The organism is Buttiauxella warmboldiae (assembly GCF_003818135.1).
In the GTDB taxonomy this organism is placed as follows: domain Bacteria; phylum Pseudomonadota; class Gammaproteobacteria; order Enterobacterales; family Enterobacteriaceae; genus Buttiauxella; species Buttiauxella warmboldiae.
In genome coordinates this window covers 33737-50717 of sequence record NZ_RPOH01000087.1, presented here as the reverse complement: position 1 = coordinate 50717, position 16981 = coordinate 33737, and the positions used below count along the sequence as shown (strand labels likewise).

Sequence of the window (16981 nt, the reverse complement as noted above, 5' to 3'; positions counted from 1 at the left end):
GCCTCATGATTTTCATTCTGAAACGCAAGTGAGCGATTAAAAACAAAGCGACAAGCCCCAGCGAAGCGCCGCATATCGCGCTCTTGCTGGCCATTAGGTCTTAGCTGGAATTTAAAGGCTTGTAATCGTTTCATATGGAAGATGATATTTTTGGCCTATGACAAAAGAAATTGATATTCGTCGAGGAAGACATTGCACATTCCTGATGCATGTTCACCTGGTATTTGTTGCCAAGTATCGACGCCGAGTATTTGATCAGGATGCTATCGAGAAGTTACGCAGTTACTTTGCCAGTGTATGCGCTGATTTTGATGTTGAACTGGTTGAGATGGATGGAGAAGGTGATCACATTCATTTGTTGGTTAACTACCCACCAGAATTAGCGGTATCCAGTTTGGTTAACAGTCTTAAAGGGGTGTCCAGTCGATTGCTTCGTCGTGATCGCCCAGACATTACCACACGGTATTACTACAAAGGCGTTCTGTGGACTCCGGGCTACTTTGCCAGTAGTTGCGGCGGTGCGCCAATATCCATCATCCGGCAATACATTGAGCAACAGCAAACACCAGGTTAGGTAGAAAACCGTGCCTTCGCCCTGAAGGACGGGGATATAAGGCACACTGGGTAAGCGTCGGCCACACCAGCGGCCGACACAATAAAACGGTTATGAAATTGGATAGGTGTACGGTGCGTTAACGCCCAGCGGCAGCCCCAGCGCCCACCACACCAGCAGGAAGATGCTCCAGCAGATAAAGAAGATCACCGAGTAAGGCATCATCATGGATACCAGGGTACCCACACCGGTGGATTTCACATAGCGCTGGCAATAGACCACCACCAGAGGGAAGAAGACCATCAGCGGAGTAATAATGTTGGTGGTTGAGTCACCGATACGGAACGCCGCCTGGGTCAGCTCCGGGGAAATGCCCACCGCCATCAACATTGGTACCATGATTGGCGACAGCAACGCCCATTTCGCAGAAGCAGAACCAATCAGAATGTTCACTACCGCCGTCAGCAGAATCATACCAATGATGGTGGCTTCACCCGGCAGCGCCATGGTTTTCAGCACATCCGCACCCGCCAGCGCAATCAGCGTACCAATATTGGAATCGCCAAACGCTTTGATAAACATCGCGCAGAAGAATGCCATCACCATGTACGAACCCATTTTACTCATGGATTCATTCATCGCATTGATCACATCTTTACCGCTGGTAAAGGTCCCGGCAACAAAACCGTAGACGATGCCAGGAATGATGAAGATCAGGAAAATCAACGGCACGATAGATTTCATAATCGGTGCGCCGTAGCTGGTGAGCGAGCCATCCGTTGGGCTGCGCAGCAGTGAAGTTTCCGGCCATGCCAGTGCGGCCAGACCTGCCAGCCCCAGAATCATCACCAGACCTGCGGCTTTAAAGCCGCGGCTTTCCTGAGGGCTGTAGCTGCTCATATCTTCGTTATGCTGAAAATCACCGTCAATTTCCAGTTTAGAAACGCGCGGTTCAACAATACGTTCGGTGACCCACCAGCCCACCAGGGTAATCATGATGGTCGAGCCGATACCGAAGAACAGGTTACATAAGGTGTTAACGGTGTAAGTGTTATCCAGAAGCTGCGCGGCAGTCTGGGTGAAACCTTGCAGTAACGCATCATTACCGGTTGGCACCATATTGGCCGCAAAGCCGCCAGAGACACCGGCAAATGCCGCCGCAATACCTGCCAACGGGTGGCGTCCGGCGGACATAAAGATAATGGCACCCAGTGGGATCACCAGCACGTAGCCCGCATCTGCCGCCACGTGGCTGAACATGGCGACGAAAATAATCATCGGCGTCAGCAGCTTCTTCGGCGTCACACGCAGCATTTTTTTCAGGCCGGTATTAATAAAGCCTGAGCTTTCCGCCACGCCCACGCCCAGCATTGCCACCAGCACAATACCCAGCGGGGCAAAACCGGTGAAGGTGGTGACCATGGAGGAAATCGTGACGGTTAAGGCCTGCGCTGAAAGCAGGTTGTTGATTTTAACGGCTTCATTCGTCACCGGGTTGACGACGTCAAAATCAACGGTGGAAAGCACCGCCGACATCGCCATCACTACCAGTAAAAAATAGAAAAAGATTAACGCGGGTTCGGGTAATTTATTTCCTGCTTTCTCAACGGCGTTGAGAAACCCTGTCATTAGACGACCTTCCGTGTTCCTTGTCGTTGTGCTCATTACTACCTCGTCTTCCTGTTACATTCATAAAAGTCATTGCTCGGCGCAATTAATAACATTTTAGAATAATTAACAGCTACTAACTTTACGTTACTAGTAAAAACGCGACATTGTAGAGTGATAGATATCAAGAAATTGGCGAAAAGCCATACAATGCGGTAATGAACCGGCTACAAATTAGAATAAAAAACGCCTAAAACTTCCCAAAACGCCAGCCTGTGTATCAGGTGGTCGCCGTATGCTGGCGTACAGAATGTGGTGGGAATGTCGGATTCGCTTGCGCTAATCCGACTTAAGAGGACTATTCCGGCGGTAAAACGGGCTGTTTTTCAGGGCGCGGATATTTTTTAAGCCAGCGGCCGCTGACCATTCGCCAGTAGAACAGCACGCCGCGCACCGTCCAGTCGAAGAACATCCCCAGCCAGACGCCAACCACTCCCATACCCAGTATCACCCCAAGAGTGTAACCCGCGACCACGCGGCAGCCCCACATGCTTGCCATCGAAACCCACATCGCAAAGCGGGCATCCCGCGCGCCTTTCAGCCCGGCAGGCAGCACCCACGAGGCCGCCCAGATTGGCATAAATGCCGCATTCAGCCAGATTAGGATCTTAACGACTTCTTTTACATCATCTTCATGGGTGTAGAACGAAGCCATCAGGCCTGCGAAGGGCGCCGAACCCCAGGCGATAATTGTCAGCCCAAGCGTGGCGAGCCAGAACACATGGCGCAGCTGCCGTTCGGCCTGACCGATCTGCCCCTTACCTAAGCGCTTACCGACAATAATCGTAGAAGCCGACCCCAGCGCGTTGCCCGGCAGGTTAATCAATGCCGCAATCGAGAAGGCAATAAAGTTACCGGCAATGACGTTTGTTCCCATCCCGGCAACAAACATCTGCGTCAGCAGCTTACCTGCGTTAAACAGCACCGATTCAATGCTGGCCGGAATACCAATTCCCAGCACTTCCCACAAAATGCCTACTTTGAGCGGCCTGAAATAGCTTTTTAGCGAGATGCGCAACGAAGGGGCAATCCCCGCCACTAACACATAAATAAAAGCGAGCGCGCCGATGTAGCGCGAGATTGTCAGCCCCAGACCGGCCCCGAAGAAGCCCAGACCGTTCCACCCCAGCGCGCCGTAAATCAGGATGCTGCTGATAATAATATTGAGAATATTCATTCCGCCATTAATCAGTAACGGAATTTTGGTGTTTCCTGCCCCGCGCAATGCGCCGCTGCTGATAAGCGCGATGGCCGCCGCCGGGTAGCTCCACACCGTGGTTTGCAGGTAGGAAAGCGCCAGCGCTTTCACTTCCGGCGTTGCCGCTCCGGCAATAACATCTACCACATGTTCGCCCGCAAGGTGGATGCCCGCCGCAAGGCCAATGGCGATGATAGTCATTAATATCAGCGACTGGCGCGCGGCATCACGAGCACGCTTTGGATCACGCTTGCCTAAACTGAACGCCACCACCACTGTGGTACCGAGATCGACGGCAGCAAAAAATGCCATAATGACCATGTTAAAGCTGTCAGCAAGGCCGACCCCCGCCATCGCCTCTTTTCCCAGCCAGCTCACCAGGAAGGTACTCAAGACCCCCATCAGCAGAACGCAGGTATTTTCGAGGAAAATAGGCACCGCAAGGGGTGTAATCTCGCGCCAGAACAGCACTCGATAGCTTTTTCGTTTGGCATACCAGCGTGTTTTTGCCACGCGCTGGCGTAGTGCAGCATGTAAATTCAAGATTGACCCTGGGGGAAGTGAAACCACATTTCAAATAATGATTTACAAACGCTTATCCTGCAAAGGATTTTTCAACCGTTTGCCTGGAAAAGCGGCAATGGCAGACGAATGGCCGGGCTGAGATTTTTTACCAGATGAATCTATGCCACCAATAAAAAACCTGCAAAATCAATTTATTGATATTCAGCTATTCGCCAGGCAGAAGAAAAAACTACACTTTTTTCTTCTGTAATCAGCGCGCTCAATAAGTGGCGATGTTTGCCGTTTTGCATCAGTAATGGTTTTAGATCACGAAGGGTTAACATTACTTATAAAAATAACTTTCACTGCAACAACCTTCAGGGCGACGGGATACAACGATTTGCTTTAATACTCAACAGGTTGAACATTAAAAGAGCAAACAAAATTTTTTTTCGCATCCCCTTTGACATGGCATGAGCTAATCGCTACTATGCGCCCCGTTCACACGATTCCTCTGTAGTTCAGTCGGTAGAACGGCGGACTGTTAATCCGTATGTCACTGGTTCGAGTCCAGTCAGAGGAGCCATTTTGTTATTTTCATGCATCCTTGCGAATCTTGATTCAACGGGTTAGCGTGAAAAAGCTTCCCGATGCGTTTTTAGTTTTCCCTCTGCATTGGGAAAGTTTGGTGGTCTGATCTGGGGTCATTTCAGTTCGATTATGGAGTGACCACCAAATGTCTCTTACCGACGCTAAAATTCGCAGTACCAAACCCTCTGATAAACCCTTTAAGTTGACCGATTCTCATGGGCTGTATCTGCTTATCACTCCCTGCGCTCCCGTCTCTGGTACCTCAAATATCGCTTTGATGGCAAAGAATCCCGTATTGGTTTAGGCCCCTACCCTCAGTTATCCCTTACCGAAGCAAGGCAACAACGGGAAGGTATTCGCAAGCTACTGACTTAGAATATCAATCCAGTTCAAACCTCCAGATACTGGATATAAGGCCCAATATCTGGAAGCAATACAATCTAGCCGATCATTCGATCCCATCATTAATGTTGCAGATAAAAACGGTCGAGGTTCATGACTTTCGTCCATGCTTTTATAAAATCCTTGTAGAATTTTTGCTTTGCATCAGCAGAAGCGTAGGCTTCGGTCGTAGCTCGAAGCTCTGAGCTTGCACCAAAGATTAAGTCTACATTGGTTGCCGTCCAGCGTTTTTGACCGCTTTTTTTATCGAAACCGTCGTAAACTCCCACTTTACTGGTATTTTTCTCCCAACGTGTGTCCATGCTTAAAACATTTACGAAGAAGTCGTTGCTAAGGACACCGGGATTATCGGTCAGCACACCATTTTCAGAATGACCTTGGTTAATATCAAGGGAGCGTAAGCCGCCTAGTAAAACCGTCATTTCTGGAATGGTCAGATCAAGCGTACTGGCCTTATCTACCAACGCATCGATAGGTGATAACGCATCCGGTTCATTATGGTAATAGTTACGGAACGCATCGGCTGTAGGTTCAAGCACAGCAAAAGATTTCACATCCGTTTGTTCCTGGGTTGCATCCACCCGACCCGGTTCGAATGGGACATGAATAGTAACTTTAGCTTCTTGTGCTGACTGTTCTAAACCGACATTACCAGCCAGCACAATCACATCAGCAAGAGACACTTTACGCTCGCCGTGAGAAGCTTGGTTAAAGTGATCGCGTACGGTCGTTAACTTATCAAGGACTCTTTTTAGCTCTGGTGGATCATTAACGGCCCAATCACGTTGAGGCTCCAGGGCAATGCGTGCACCATTTACTCCGCCACGATGATCGGTGGTGCGATGGGACGCCGCCGCCGCCCAAGCTGTTTTGACAAGTTCTCGATTACTTAGACTCGTTGCTGTAATTGCCTTTTTCAGCTTATTGATATCCTGCTGATTAATTTTCGCATAATGCGCTTTTGGCAATGGATCTTGCCAGAGGAAGTCTTGTTCAGGGACTTCTGAACCCAAGTATCGAGATTTTGGCCCCATATCACGAACGACCAGTTTGAACCATGCACGTGCAAAAACGTCAGCAAATTCTTTGGGATTTTGTGCCCAACGTTCGATAATTGCTCTATAAACGGGGTCTGTTTTGAGGGCGATATCCGTAGTGAACATCATTAACGGGTGCATTTTTTCTAAATTATCTGGCTCCGAAGCATCCGGAACCACGTTTTTAGCGTCTTTAGGGACCCACTGAGTGGCTCCTGCAGGACTTTTGGTTTGTACCCAGTCGTACTTAAGTAAATTTTTAATGTAGTTATTGGTGAAGTGAATAGGATCAGAAGACCACGCCCCTTCCAGGCCACTGGTAATAGCATCTGTCGCTTTTAACTTGCCTGTTACACACTTATTTTTCCACCCCAAATCTTGCTGTTCGACCGGGGCAGCTTCAGGAGCTGCTTCGACACAAGAAGCTGGCGCTGCACCATGTGCTTTACCAAAGGTATGACCACCCGCGATTAAAGCTACGGTTTCTTCATCGTTCATCGCCATGCGTCCAAAAGTAAGGCGAATCATTTTTGCGGCAAGGGCCGGATCTGGAACGCCAGCGGGGCCTTCTGGATTGACATAAATAAGGCCTTTATTACTGGATGCTAAAGGTTTTTCTAACTGAGCCTGACCATTACCCTCAAAATGGCCCTGTATCGCTTCTTTGTCCGGGAAAAATTTAGTCCCAGGCCCCCAATAAACCCGCTCAGATTGCCAGTCATCAGGTCTTCCTCCGACAAAACCGAGGGTTTTAAAACCCATTGAGTTCAAAGCTACATCACCAGATAGAACGATCAGATCTCCCCATGATAGTTTCTCTCCGTATTTTTGCTTCACAGGCCAAAGTAAGCGACGTGCTTTATCTAAGCTGGCATTATCTGCCCAACTATTGAGTTCGGCGAAGCGTTGTTGGGCACCTTCTTCTCCGCCACGGCCATCCAGTAGACGATACGTCCCGGCATTATGCCAGGCCAGGCGAATAAAGAAGGGGCCATAATTTCCGTAATCGGCAGGCCACCAATCTTGCGAAGTGGTCATGACATTAAGAATATCTTTGCGAACCTCCGCCAGATTCAGAGTAAGAAATTTTTTACGGTATTCTGCTTGATAATCGGCGCCATAAGGATTGGATTCGCTGTTATTAAAGCGAAGAGAATCTAAATCTAATTGGTTTGGCCAATAGAATTGATTGCTCTTTTCTATACCATTCGCCATTGCCGTAGGCAGGACACCGGCAAATAAGTTTGATGTCAGTATTAAAACAGTCAATTTCAGTTTATTTTTCATATATTAGCCCACTCGTTATTGTCAATAATCAAGAAAATAAAGATTCTGTTGCATTAAGGTACCGTCAGGTAACATACTTTTTTTATGATGTTGTCTGCTATATCTCTGATCCAAAAAGCGTTGCGTCGTCAACATTATTCCCGTCGAATTAATGCCCTGTGTGTTCGCTGAAATCTGGCTTATGCAATGCCTGTGCACACTCTCGGATAGATGCTGGAATTCTATTTTTCAGCTCAAGATTGCCAAACTGGGCAGTCTCAAAAAGAGAGTGCGGCGGCATGTTTTATTATCCATGACTCATGATTGTTTAACTTTACGCTCTGAGTTTACTTTGATAATTGCAGCAGTAACTGATTCTATTTTCAGGAAAATGGAAGAATGGGCAAGTTTAAAAATATGACCTTTCTGCTGGACGTAGTGATGGCGGGTGGACTGACCGGTGCAGGGATTGCCAGTAAAGCCTGGTAGGAAGTAGAGCGGATGTGTAACAGCGGCGGCTGATCGTTATTTTTAGCCTTGTCGGTTTTAGCCGCAACGATAAAAAACATGTCGGCCCCAGTTTGTCCACCCACAACGACATTTTCAACCGTTGGAGGTCAGCGTATTCAGTGAGTTCTTTATCAATGGGCTGGATAAAAAATAAGTTGGTTCTCAGGGTTTTGTTCATAAAAATAAAATAATTAATTCTGTTTTACTGCAATTATCAAAAGTGAATATGTAGCCCAGAATGACTCATAATGATCTGTACACATGTATCTCGGTTGTCAGCACCCTATTTATGAAGATATCTACAGGGGGAATAACGTCGATTGAACATTAAATTAGCCAAAAAACGCGCGAGTGGTGCGAGCAATTACTTTAGATTTACTCAGGATATTGAAAGCGACGCTCGTTGATATTATTCAATAAAACTGGAGGTTTTTATGTTAGTTAAAAAAATTAGTGATAACCATGAAAATATTTCAGCACTTACAAAGTGTACCAATAAAAATATAGGCACACATAAGCTACTAGAAAACAATGAATTTACCATATGGCAAATTCACCTGGAGCCAGGGGAAGAACTCCCGCCACATCTCCATGACAAGCCCTACTTTTGGACCGTATTAACTGATGGATACGCACGCGCACTTTACGACGATGGTAGCGTGATCGAAGTAGAATATAAGAAAGGAGACACTAAATACTTTCCAGATTTAACTTCCAAAAAAAAATTCATTCACTCTCTTATTAATCAGGGCCAGTCACCACTTGTTTTCGTCACAGTTGAATTTCACTCTGTCAGATAGAGGAATATTGCTATCCCATCTAGTTCATTATTTTATACCCATACTAAATCAAGTTGCATCGCGGCGGTAAAAGAATAAAACCCGATGAGGTTATTGAAGTAAGTGATTATTCGGCCCATAAATGCGCCTTCCCCGTCGGGACCACTGCTAGCGTCATTCAAATCTACTGAAAGCAGATTTGTCGGGCGCGTGAGTGTAGCCAGCAAAGAGGCAACTTGAAGAATGACGGGTATAAACCAATATAGGTATCCATTATGACCAAAGGTTCTGATCTCCTCGTCGCTGCACTAGAAAATGAAGGTGTCGACCAAATATTCGGCATCCCCGGTGAAGAAAATCTCGACGTAATGGAGTCGCTCCGCAAATCCTCGATCCAGTTAGTTTTGACTCGACACGAGCAGGCAGCCGCATTCATGGCTGCGACGTACGGTCGGTTAACCGGCAAGCCGGGCGTCTGCCTTACAACACTTGGACCGGGTGCCTTGAATCTTTCGACGGGTGCGGCATACGCGCTTCTCGGTGGTATTCCAATGGTAATGATTACCGGGCAGAAAGGAATACTTTCGTCCCGACAGGCCAGATTTCAGGTGGTCGATGTCGTGGCATCGATGAAACCGCTGACTAAACTTACCCGGCAAATCGTCTCGCCGCAGATAATCCCGACAATGGTCAGGGAGGCATTCCGGATCGCACAGGAAGAAAGGCCCGGCCCGGTTCATCTTGAGCTTCCAGAGGACATCGCAGCCGAGGAATGCGAGCCGATCGGCTTGGTTACTCCGAATAAGCTGGAGCTGCCAATAGCAAGTGATGCGGCACTCGATCACGCAGCTTCACTGATCACCGCTGCACAGCGCCCGCTGCTCATGTTCGGAGCAGCAGCCTCGCGTCCCCGCTCAACGTCAGACATTTCGCATTTTGTCGTTCGTACTGGCATTCCATTTTTTACGACCCAAATGGGGAAGGGAACGGTTTCCGGCGGAACAGATCTGTACATGGGTACTGCCGCGCTATCGGAAAAGGACTATGTCCACGAGGCAATCGAGCAGGCTGACCTCATCATCACCATCGGCCATGATACGATCGAAAAACCGCCTTTTATTATGGGTAAGAGTGGTCCAAATGTCGTTCATATCGGCTATCAGCCTGCGACCGTCGAGCAAGTCTACTTCCCGCAATCGGAGGTCATCGGCGACATCGGCCCCTCACTGAAGGCGCTGGCAGATCGCCTTGAAGGCAAGCTACCAAACGCTCAGGCCCTTCTTCATCTGAGAGCGCGAATCCTTGAGCGTGTCACCGTTCGTGAGGAAGAGGATCGATTTACGCCCCAGCGACTGGTCCACGACATCCGGGAGGTCATGCCACAGGACGGTATCCTCGCGCTTGACAATGGCATGTACAAGATTTGGTTTGCGCGGAACTACCGCACGCGCGTTGCAAACACACTGCTGCTCGACAATGCTCTTGCGACAATGGGGGCTGGGCTCCCATCGGCCATTGTCGCCTCGATGCTTTACCCCAAGCGGCGTGTCATGGCGATCTGCGGCGACGGTGGTTTTATGATGAACTCGCAGGAACTCGAAACGGCCGTCAGGTTAAAACTTAATCTTGTCATTCTCGTCATCGAGGACAATGCCTACGGCATGATCCGCTGGAAGCAGGCGGTAGAAAAATTCCCGGATTTTGGGATGACGTTTGGTAATCCGGATTTCGTCAAATATGCACAGTCCTATGGTGCAAAGGGTATAAGAGTCAACGATATCGCCCAATTTAAGCAATCTCTTGAGGATGCTTTTTCTGCTGGAGGCGTCTGTCTGGTGAACGTTCCCGTCGATTACTCTGAAAATGAACGAGTACTTGTGAAGGAGTTACGTGAGCGGCTCCCTACTATTCTGGAGGATGGAGATGGCGCATAATCTAAAGGTTTATCAGGCATTCGACCATGAGGTCATCGCAGAAATCTCGACGGACGATGCGAACGCTCTTGAGTGTAAGCTCAACATTGCCGCAAGGGCTTTCGCAGATCGTGATGGCTGGTTGCCGGCGCATAGCAGGATGGCGATCCTCAGAAGGGTGTCAGAGCTTCTGTCGGAAAACCGAGATCGGTTCGCTGTCATGATTGCACGCGAGGGTGGAAAGCCGCTCACTGATGCAATCAACGAGGTTACTCGGGGCATTGATGGTCTTATTAATGCAGCCGACAAGTTACGACATTTTGGCGGCAGTGAAATCCCGATGGGCCTTACTGCCGCCAGCATGAACCGATGGGCATTCACAACCAAGGAGCCGATCGGTGTCGTGGCGGCGATATCGGCATTCAACCATCCTCTGAATCTCATCATTCATCAGATTGCGCCTGCGGTAGCCGTGGGCTGTCCAGTCATCATCAAGCCGGCAACAACCACTCCGATCTCTTGTATCGAGATCGTCAAACTATTCTGGGAAGCTGGGCTGGACAAACGCTGGTGCCAGACTTTCATCACAGAAGACAGCGCGCTTGCCGAGAGACTTGCCACGGATCATCGTATCGCCTTCATGAGCTTCATCGGCTCGGCAAAGGTTGGCTGGTATCTGAAGAGCAAGCTGCCCCCAGGCACGAGATGTGCGCTGGAACACGGCGGCGCGGCTCCCGTCATTATCGACCGTAGCGCCAATATCGACGCCATCGTCGGGACGATCGTCAAAGGCGGGTATTATCATGCGGGTCAGGTCTGCGTTTCCGTGCAGCGCCTGTACGTTCATAATGACATTCTATCCAACTTCACCGACGCGCTCGCTGCCACGGTAGCAAACCTTCGTGTCGGTGACCCCACATTGAAAGAAACTGAGGTCGGGCCGCTTATCTTGCCTCGAGAAGCTGATCGTGTTTCAAGCTGGATCAGGGAAGCTACCGATGCAGGTGCTAAACAATTCGGTGGAGGACGGCTGTCAGAGACGACCCTAATGCCCTCCGTACTGCTTGAGCCACCTGTTGATGCTAAGGTATCGCGACTGGAGGTCTTTGGCCCCCTCACCTGCGTCTATGGCTATGGCGATGTTGACGAGGCGATCCGAATAGCTAATTCGCTGCCATATGCGTTCCAGGCAAGCGTCTTTACCTCGGATATCGCGATTGCCCTCAAGGCGGCACAACACCTTGATGCAGCTGCTGTCCTCGTGAACGACCATACCGCTTTCCGAACCGACTGGATGCCCTTTGCTGGTCGTAGGCAGTCCGGATATGGTGTCGGAGGTATTCCATGGACGATGGAAGATATGGCCAATAACAAGATGGTAGTGTTTAACGGCGTGAGTTGATCAGCAATATCTTTGCGACGGGCAGGAGCCGTGGTTCTATCACATTAAGGCGTCGTCAGGTAACCTGAGCACCCTCGGAGAGAGGGTGAAAGCTTCATGCGGACGCTTGCATCGAATTCCTGCCAGTCTTTTGCCACAGATAATTGATTGGGAATAGTGAACTGATCTTACCCGCGAATAGTGGACACGCGACTAAGTGAGTAAACTCTCAACCAGAGGTGACTCACATGACAAAATCAGCATCAACCATCAAAAACATCCGCAAGCAGCACTCGCCTAAATTCCGTCAGGAAGCCCTTAAACTGGCTGAGCGCATTGGTGTTGCCGCTGCAACCCGCGAGCTCAGCCTGTATGAATCGCAGCTTTATAACTGGCGCAGTAAACAGCAGCAACAGCTCTCATCCTCTGAGCGTGAAAATGAACTCGCTGCTGAAAATGCCCGTCTCAAACGCCAGCTGGCGATCCCAGTCAGAGGAGCCAAATTTAGAAAAGCCTGCTTAGGAAACTTAAGCGGGCTTTTTGTTTTGCAGCATCTATTAGCCTGCCGTTCCAGGCGTCCATAACAATTATTGCTTTTATGGCCCCGCTTGCCACTTCCGTTCGATCCCGTCGATGACATACTATCGAAACCTGCTTATTGAAAAGCAGGATTAAGGAGAGAAGATGACGCATCAGACAGTCGCCAGCGCCCTTACCCCAAACCAGGCCCTCGATAAACTAGAGGAGCTGTACGATGCCGCGGTCAATGCGCTGCGTGACGCCATTGGCCAGTATGTAGAGAAGGGTTCACTCCCCGAATTACAGCAGCGTGCCGCAGGATTGTTTGTTTACCCGGAGCTGCGCGTCAGCTGGGATGGCACCGTTCGTCACCCCAATAAAACTCGTGCCTATGCCCGCTTCACCCATTCCGGCAGCTACACCACCACCATTACCCGCCCCACGCTATTTCGCCATTATCTCGCCGAACAATTAACGCTGCTTTATGAAGATTATGGCGCCCGGATTGAGGTCGGTTTATCGCAGCATGAAATCCCCTACCCTTATGTAATTGATGGCTCCAGTTTATCGCTTGACCGCTCCATGAGCACCGGTTTGCCGCGCTATTTCCCGACGACCGAACTGGCGCAAATTGGAGATGAAACGGCTGACGGCCTGTTCCATCCCACCGAGTTTTACCCGCTTTCCCATTTCGATGCGCGCCGCGTCGATTTCTCGCTGGCCCGCCTGCGTCATTACACCGGTACGCCGGTTGAACATTTCCAGTCATTCGTCTTATTTACCAACTACACCCGCTATGTCGATGAGTTTGTACGCTGGGGCTGCCAGCAGATCCTCGACCCGGAAAGCCCGTACGTTGCTCTTTCCTGTGCAGGAGGCGTGTGGCTGACTGCCGATAGCCAGGCCCCGGAAGAAGCCATCTCCGATCTCGCCTGGAAGAAGCATCAGATGCCGGCCTGGCACCTGATTGACGCCAACGGCACCGGCATCACGCTGATTAACATTGGGGTGGGTCCGTCGAATGCGAAAACTATCTGTGACCACCTGGCCGTATTACGCCCGGCAGCATGGCTGATGATTGGCCACTGTGGCGGCCTGCGTGAAAGCCAGTCGATTGGCGATTATGTGCTGGCGCACGCTTATCTGCGCGATGACCACGTGCTGGATGCGGTGCTGCCACCGGATATCCCAATTCCAAGTATTGCCGAAGTCCAGCGCGCCCTGTACGACGCCACCAAGCTGGTGAGCGGGATGCCGGGTGAAGAAGTTAAACAGCGTTTACGCACCGGTACGGTAGTCACTACCGACGATCGCAACTGGGAATTGCGCTATTCAGCCTCGGCCCTGCGTTTCAACCTCAGCCGCGCGGTGGCTATCGATATGGAAAGCGCCACTATCGCCGCCCAGGGTTATCGCTTCCGCGTGCCGTACGGTACCTTGCTGTGTGTTTCCGATAAGCCGCTGCACGGTGAGATAAAGCTCCCCGGCCAGGCCAACCGTTTTTATGAAGGGGCGATTTCCGAGCATTTGCAAATTGGCATTTGCGCCATTGACCTGCTGCGTGCCGAAGGCGAACGTCTGCATTCGCGCAAGTTACGCACCTTTAATGAACCGCCTTTCCGCTAAGAGAAGAGAAGAATGCAACCTCAATCACCTCTGGCTGCGCTACGCAGCCTGCTTAAAGAGCGCGAACTGGATGGCATGCTTATTCCACGCGCCGATGCTCATCAAAGCGAATACTCGGCCCCCTTTGACGACAAGCTGGCATTTATCAGCGGTTTTGATGGCTCGGCGGGGCTGGCTTTAATTCTGGCCGACCGCGCATTGCTGTTTGTTGATGGCCGCTACCAGGTTCAGGCGCGCCAGCAGGTCAAGCTGGATGAGTTTGACATTCACCATTTACACGATGAACCGGTACATCTCTGGCTACGCGACAACCTGCCTTCCGGCAGGCGCATAGCCTTTGAACCGATGCTGATGGTCAATAGCCAGTATGAAAGTCTGCGTACCAGCGGCTGCGATCTGGTTGCCGTTAACGACGATCCTCTCAATGAGATCTGGACTACGCGCCCGGCAGCGCCGCGCGGCGCGATCCGCCCAATGCCCATTGCGGTTAGCGGCGAATCAACAGCCTCTAAATGCAGCCGTGTGGCAAAAGCACTGGACCACGCAGGTGCCGATTATCTGGCCGTGACTTTGCCAGACAACATCGCCTGGCTGTTAAATGTCCGTGGTTCAGATATCCCGATGAGCCCGGTGCCGCTCTCTTTTGCGCTGGTCAGCGCCGAGGGCGGTGTGGAATGGTTTGTTGATGAAGAGAAACTGCGCCAGCTCGACAGTTCACTGCTGGAGTCTGTCAGCATCCAACGCCCGGAGGCTTTTATTGCGCGCTGCCAGCAACTCGCCGCCGGCAAGAGATTCTTGCTTGATGAGGATAACGCGCCGGTCGCGGTTCGTTTTGCCGTGGAGCAAGGTGGCGGTGCGATTAAGTGGCAGGCTGACCCTATCACGCTGATGAAAGCCAACAAAAACGACGCTGAGCTGGAAGGCTATCGCGCCTGTCACGTCCAGGACGGGGCGGCATGGGTGAATTTCCTCGCATGGCTTAGCCACGAAGTCCCGCTGCGTGAAGCGGCAGGCAACCCGCTTAGCGAACTGGAAGCGCAGGAAAAGCAGCTCGCATTGCGCAAAGCGTGTGACAACTTCCGGGAACAGAGCTTCGGTACCATCTCTGCCGCAGCGGCTAATGCAGCCATGTGCCACTACCACAGCACCCCGGAAACCAACGTCGCCATCACCAGCAACGAATTTTACCTTAATGACTCCGGCGGCCAGTATTCCAATGGCACCACCGATGCCACGCGCACGCTGAATTTTGGGCAAGTCGACGCCCAGCGCCGCCTGCACTATACCGCCGTGTTAAAAGGCTTCCTGTCGCTGATTTCACTGCAATTTCCACAAGGTACGCAAGGCCACCAGCTGGATGCTTTTGCCCGGCGCCCGTTGTGGGAGCTGGGGCTGGATTACGATCACGGCACCGGTCACGGCGTTGGCCATTGTCTGCTGATTCATGAAAATCCTCACCGGATGGCAAAGAAGGTTAATCCATGGCCAATGCAGCCGGGCAACATTCTGACCATCGAACCGGGTTATTACCTGGCGGGAAGCCACGGCATCCGCATTGAAAACCAGGTTGAAGTGGTCGCCTCTCAGCCGGGCTTCTGTCAGTTCGCCTCGCTGACGCTGATCCCCATCGACCTGAGTGCCGTAGAGCTGTCCTTGCTTAGCGAGCAAGAGATAGCCTGGCTTGATGAATATCACCAGAGGGTACGCGAGACGCTATCGCCACACGTTGCAAGCGAAGCGCGCCCATGGCTGATTGAAGCCACCGCACCGGTCAGAACGCAGCGCGCGTAATGACGCTTAAGAGCCGTGTTTTGCCGGCTCCCTGCGTCTGTTTGCTGATTAAACCAGCAAACAGACGCATTTCCTCAAAACAGCCTTTGACAACCCTGCGGCCGCTCGTTACTATGCGCCCCGTTCACACGATTCCTCTGTAGTTCAGTCGGTAGAACGGCGGACTGTTAATCCGTATGTCACTGGTTCGAGTCCAGTCAGAGGAGCCAAATTTAGAAAAGCCCGCTTAGGAAACTAAGCGGGCTTTTTGCTTTTCGGGCCTGCTTATAAGTCCCTGTTCAGTTAGGTTTTAATAAGTTAGCATAAAAATATTTACCGATGGGTATCTGTTTTTCCCTGAGCATGCGGCGAAATTGGTGGTCTGATTTGGGGCCATGTCAGCCCGATAATGAAGTGGCCACCATATGTCCCTGTCCGACGCGAAAATCGGCAGTATCAAGCCTTCTGATAAACCCTTTAAACTGACTGATTCTCAGGGTCTGTATCTTTTACAGTAAAAATCCGTAGTGAGAACCATCCGGCAGTTCAATATCAAGGCGTAGCTTGCCGCCGGTCGCTTCAACGTAACGTTTCAGTGTGGAAAGCTTCAGGTCGCGCCCTGGTTTTTCCATTCCTGCAACGGTAGGTTGCCTGATGCCCAGCGCTTGCGCCATTTCGACCTGCGTTTTCTGTACTTTCTCGCGCAGTTCGGCAAGGTGAATGTTGAGCAGGATGTCCGTCGCCATCGCCTGAGCTTCGGCCACAACTTCAGGTTTTTCATCCGCAATAAGCTGTTCCAGAGTTCTGCCCATCGCGTTACTCCTTCTCTTTTATTGTGTTCAGCCAGTTCGTGAATTCCCGATCTGCAACCGGGAGCATCTCATCGTAAAAACGTTTTTCATTGCCGATTTTATTTCCAGCACAAAGTACAATGCCGGTACGGGTTGGATCAAAAGCGAAAAATGCCCGTATCGGATTGCCCCGGCTCTGAATGCGCAACTCTTTCATGTTGCTAAAGCGGGAGCCTCTGAGCGTATCGGCATAAGGTCTGGACAAACGCGGCCCCTTTTCCCGCAGGACCAACAGCGCTGCAAGCACGCTGGCCCGCTCGGTATCATTGAGCGAGGAAAACCAGCGATCAAACGTATCCGTTGTTTTAATCGCCCACACGGGATCTCCAGAGAGATATAGGTTAAATACTATATAGATGTAAAGCTATAAAGATGATTATGAAACGATGGAATGAGGGATTCATGCGACGTTG

General features: G+C 50.7%; 12 protein-coding genes, 2 tRNA genes and 2 pseudogenes. 10 read left to right on the top strand and 6 right to left on the bottom strand.

Annotated features, from left to right (window positions below; all coding sequences use genetic code 11):
• The coding region (locus EHN07_RS18245; protein WP_167467337.1) for a helix-turn-helix domain-containing protein at positions 1-134 on the bottom strand (134 nt) is incomplete at its 3' end.
• A 23-nt stretch (positions 135-157) separates the two neighbouring features.
• On the opposite strand from EHN07_RS18245, the gene tnpA reads away from it, so the two are divergent.
• A complete protein-coding gene (gene tnpA / locus EHN07_RS18240) occupies positions 158-574 on the top strand; it encodes an IS200/IS605 family transposase (protein WP_124025444.1) in 417 nt (138 codons plus the stop codon).
• Positions 575-664: 90 nt separating this feature from the next.
• Here tnpA and EHN07_RS18235 read toward each other — a convergent pair whose 3' ends face one another.
• Both EHN07_RS18235 and EHN07_RS18230 read right to left on the bottom strand, forming a co-directional pair.
• On the bottom strand, positions 665-2182 hold the full coding sequence (locus EHN07_RS18235) for an AbgT family transporter (RefSeq protein WP_124025443.1): 1518 nt from the start codon (positions 2180-2182) through the stop codon (positions 665-667).
• Between the two features lie 337 nt (positions 2183-2519).
• Positions 2520-3962, bottom strand: coding sequence for an EmmdR/YeeO family multidrug/toxin efflux MATE transporter (locus EHN07_RS18230; RefSeq protein ID WP_124025442.1), 1443 nt, complete (start codon positions 3960-3962; stop codon positions 2520-2522).
• Positions 3963-4433: 471 nt separating this feature from the next.
• Between EHN07_RS18230 and EHN07_RS18225 the strand changes: the two genes are divergently transcribed.
• Together EHN07_RS18225 and EHN07_RS18220 are read left to right on the top strand one after the other, a co-directional pair.
• Positions 4434-4509 (top strand) — tRNA-Asn (locus EHN07_RS18225).
• Positions 4510-4659: 150 nt separating this feature from the next.
• A pseudogene (locus EHN07_RS18220) lies at positions 4660-4886 on the top strand (Arm DNA-binding domain-containing protein); the annotation flags it as partial.
• Between the two features lie 92 nt (positions 4887-4978).
• Here EHN07_RS18220 and katG read toward each other — a convergent pair.
• On the bottom strand, positions 4979-7168 hold the full coding sequence (gene katG / locus EHN07_RS18215; RefSeq protein WP_244202432.1) for a catalase/peroxidase HPI: 2190 nt from the start codon (positions 7166-7168) through the stop codon (positions 4979-4981).
• A gap of 995 nt (positions 7169-8163) precedes the next feature.
• Between katG and EHN07_RS18210 the strand changes: the two genes are divergently transcribed.
• From EHN07_RS18210 to EHN07_RS18175, 7 genes and pseudogenes are all read left to right on the top strand, one after another.
• Positions 8164-8529: a cupin domain-containing protein gene (locus tag EHN07_RS18210; RefSeq protein ID WP_208647006.1), complete on the top strand. Its 366-nt coding sequence runs from the start codon at positions 8164-8166 to the stop codon at positions 8527-8529.
• 254 nt (positions 8530-8783) lie between these two features.
• On the top strand, positions 8784-10442 hold the full coding sequence (locus EHN07_RS18205; protein ID WP_124025440.1) for an acetolactate synthase large subunit: 1659 nt from the start codon (positions 8784-8786) through the stop codon (positions 10440-10442).
• On the top strand, positions 10432-11823 hold the full coding sequence (locus tag EHN07_RS18200; protein WP_124025439.1) for an aldehyde dehydrogenase family protein: 1392 nt from the start codon (positions 10432-10434) through the stop codon (positions 11821-11823). The genes EHN07_RS18205 and EHN07_RS18200 overlap by 11 nt, the downstream gene beginning before the upstream one ends.
• Before the next feature lie 227 nt (positions 11824-12050).
• Positions 12051-12284: pseudogene (locus EHN07_RS18190) on the top strand (transposase); the annotation flags it as partial.
• A 202-nt stretch (positions 12285-12486) separates the two neighbouring features.
• Positions 12487-13947: an AMP nucleosidase gene (locus EHN07_RS18185; protein WP_124025438.1), complete on the top strand. Its 1461-nt coding sequence runs from the start codon at positions 12487-12489 to the stop codon at positions 13945-13947.
• Positions 13948-13959: 12 nt separating this feature from the next.
• Entirely contained in the window at positions 13960-15738 is a 1779-nt protein-coding gene (locus tag EHN07_RS18180; RefSeq protein WP_124025437.1) for an aminopeptidase P family protein, read from the top strand.
• Positions 15739-15871: 133 nt separating this feature from the next.
• Positions 15872-15947 (top strand) — tRNA-Asn (locus tag EHN07_RS18175).
• Positions 15948-16226: 279 nt separating this feature from the next.
• On the opposite strand, the gene EHN07_RS18165 is transcribed toward EHN07_RS18175, so the two are convergent.
• Both EHN07_RS18165 and EHN07_RS18160 read right to left on the bottom strand, forming a co-directional pair.
• Entirely contained in the window at positions 16227-16529 is a 303-nt protein-coding gene (locus EHN07_RS18165) for a helix-turn-helix domain-containing protein (RefSeq protein ID WP_124025436.1), read from the bottom strand.
• Between the two features lie 4 nt (positions 16530-16533).
• On the bottom strand, positions 16534-16887 hold the full coding sequence (locus tag EHN07_RS18160; protein ID WP_124025435.1) for a type II toxin-antitoxin system RelE/ParE family toxin: 354 nt from the start codon (positions 16885-16887) through the stop codon (positions 16534-16536).
• Positions 16888-16981 lie beyond the last annotated feature (94 nt).

Bases quoted from the DNA above. Each gene is read 5' to 3' on its own strand.
- EHN07_RS18165 (WP_124025436.1), bottom strand. From the start codon at position 16,529: ATGGGCAGAACTCTGGAACAGCTTATTGCGGATGAAAAACCTGAAGTT.
- EHN07_RS18200 (WP_124025439.1), top strand. From the start codon at position 10,432: ATGGCGCATAATCTAAAGGTTTATCAGGCATTCGACCATGAGGTCATC.
- EHN07_RS18210 (WP_208647006.1), top strand. From the start codon at position 8,164: ATGTTAGTTAAAAAAATTAGTGATAACCATGAAAATATTTCAGCACTT.
- EHN07_RS18235 (WP_124025443.1), bottom strand. From the start codon at position 2,182: ATGACAGGGTTTCTCAACGCCGTTGAGAAAGCAGGAAATAAATTACCC.
- EHN07_RS18185 (WP_124025438.1), top strand. From the start codon at position 12,487: ATGACGCATCAGACAGTCGCCAGCGCCCTTACCCCAAACCAGGCCCTC.
- EHN07_RS18205 (WP_124025440.1), top strand. From the start codon at position 8,784: ATGACCAAAGGTTCTGATCTCCTCGTCGCTGCACTAGAAAATGAAGGT.
- tnpA (WP_124025444.1), top strand. From the start codon at position 158: ATGACAAAAGAAATTGATATTCGTCGAGGAAGACATTGCACATTCCTG.
- katG (WP_244202432.1), bottom strand. From the start codon at position 7,168: ATGGCGAATGGTATAGAAAAGAGCAATCAATTCTATTGGCCAAACCAA.
- EHN07_RS18180 (WP_124025437.1), top strand. From the start codon at position 13,960: ATGCAACCTCAATCACCTCTGGCTGCGCTACGCAGCCTGCTTAAAGAG.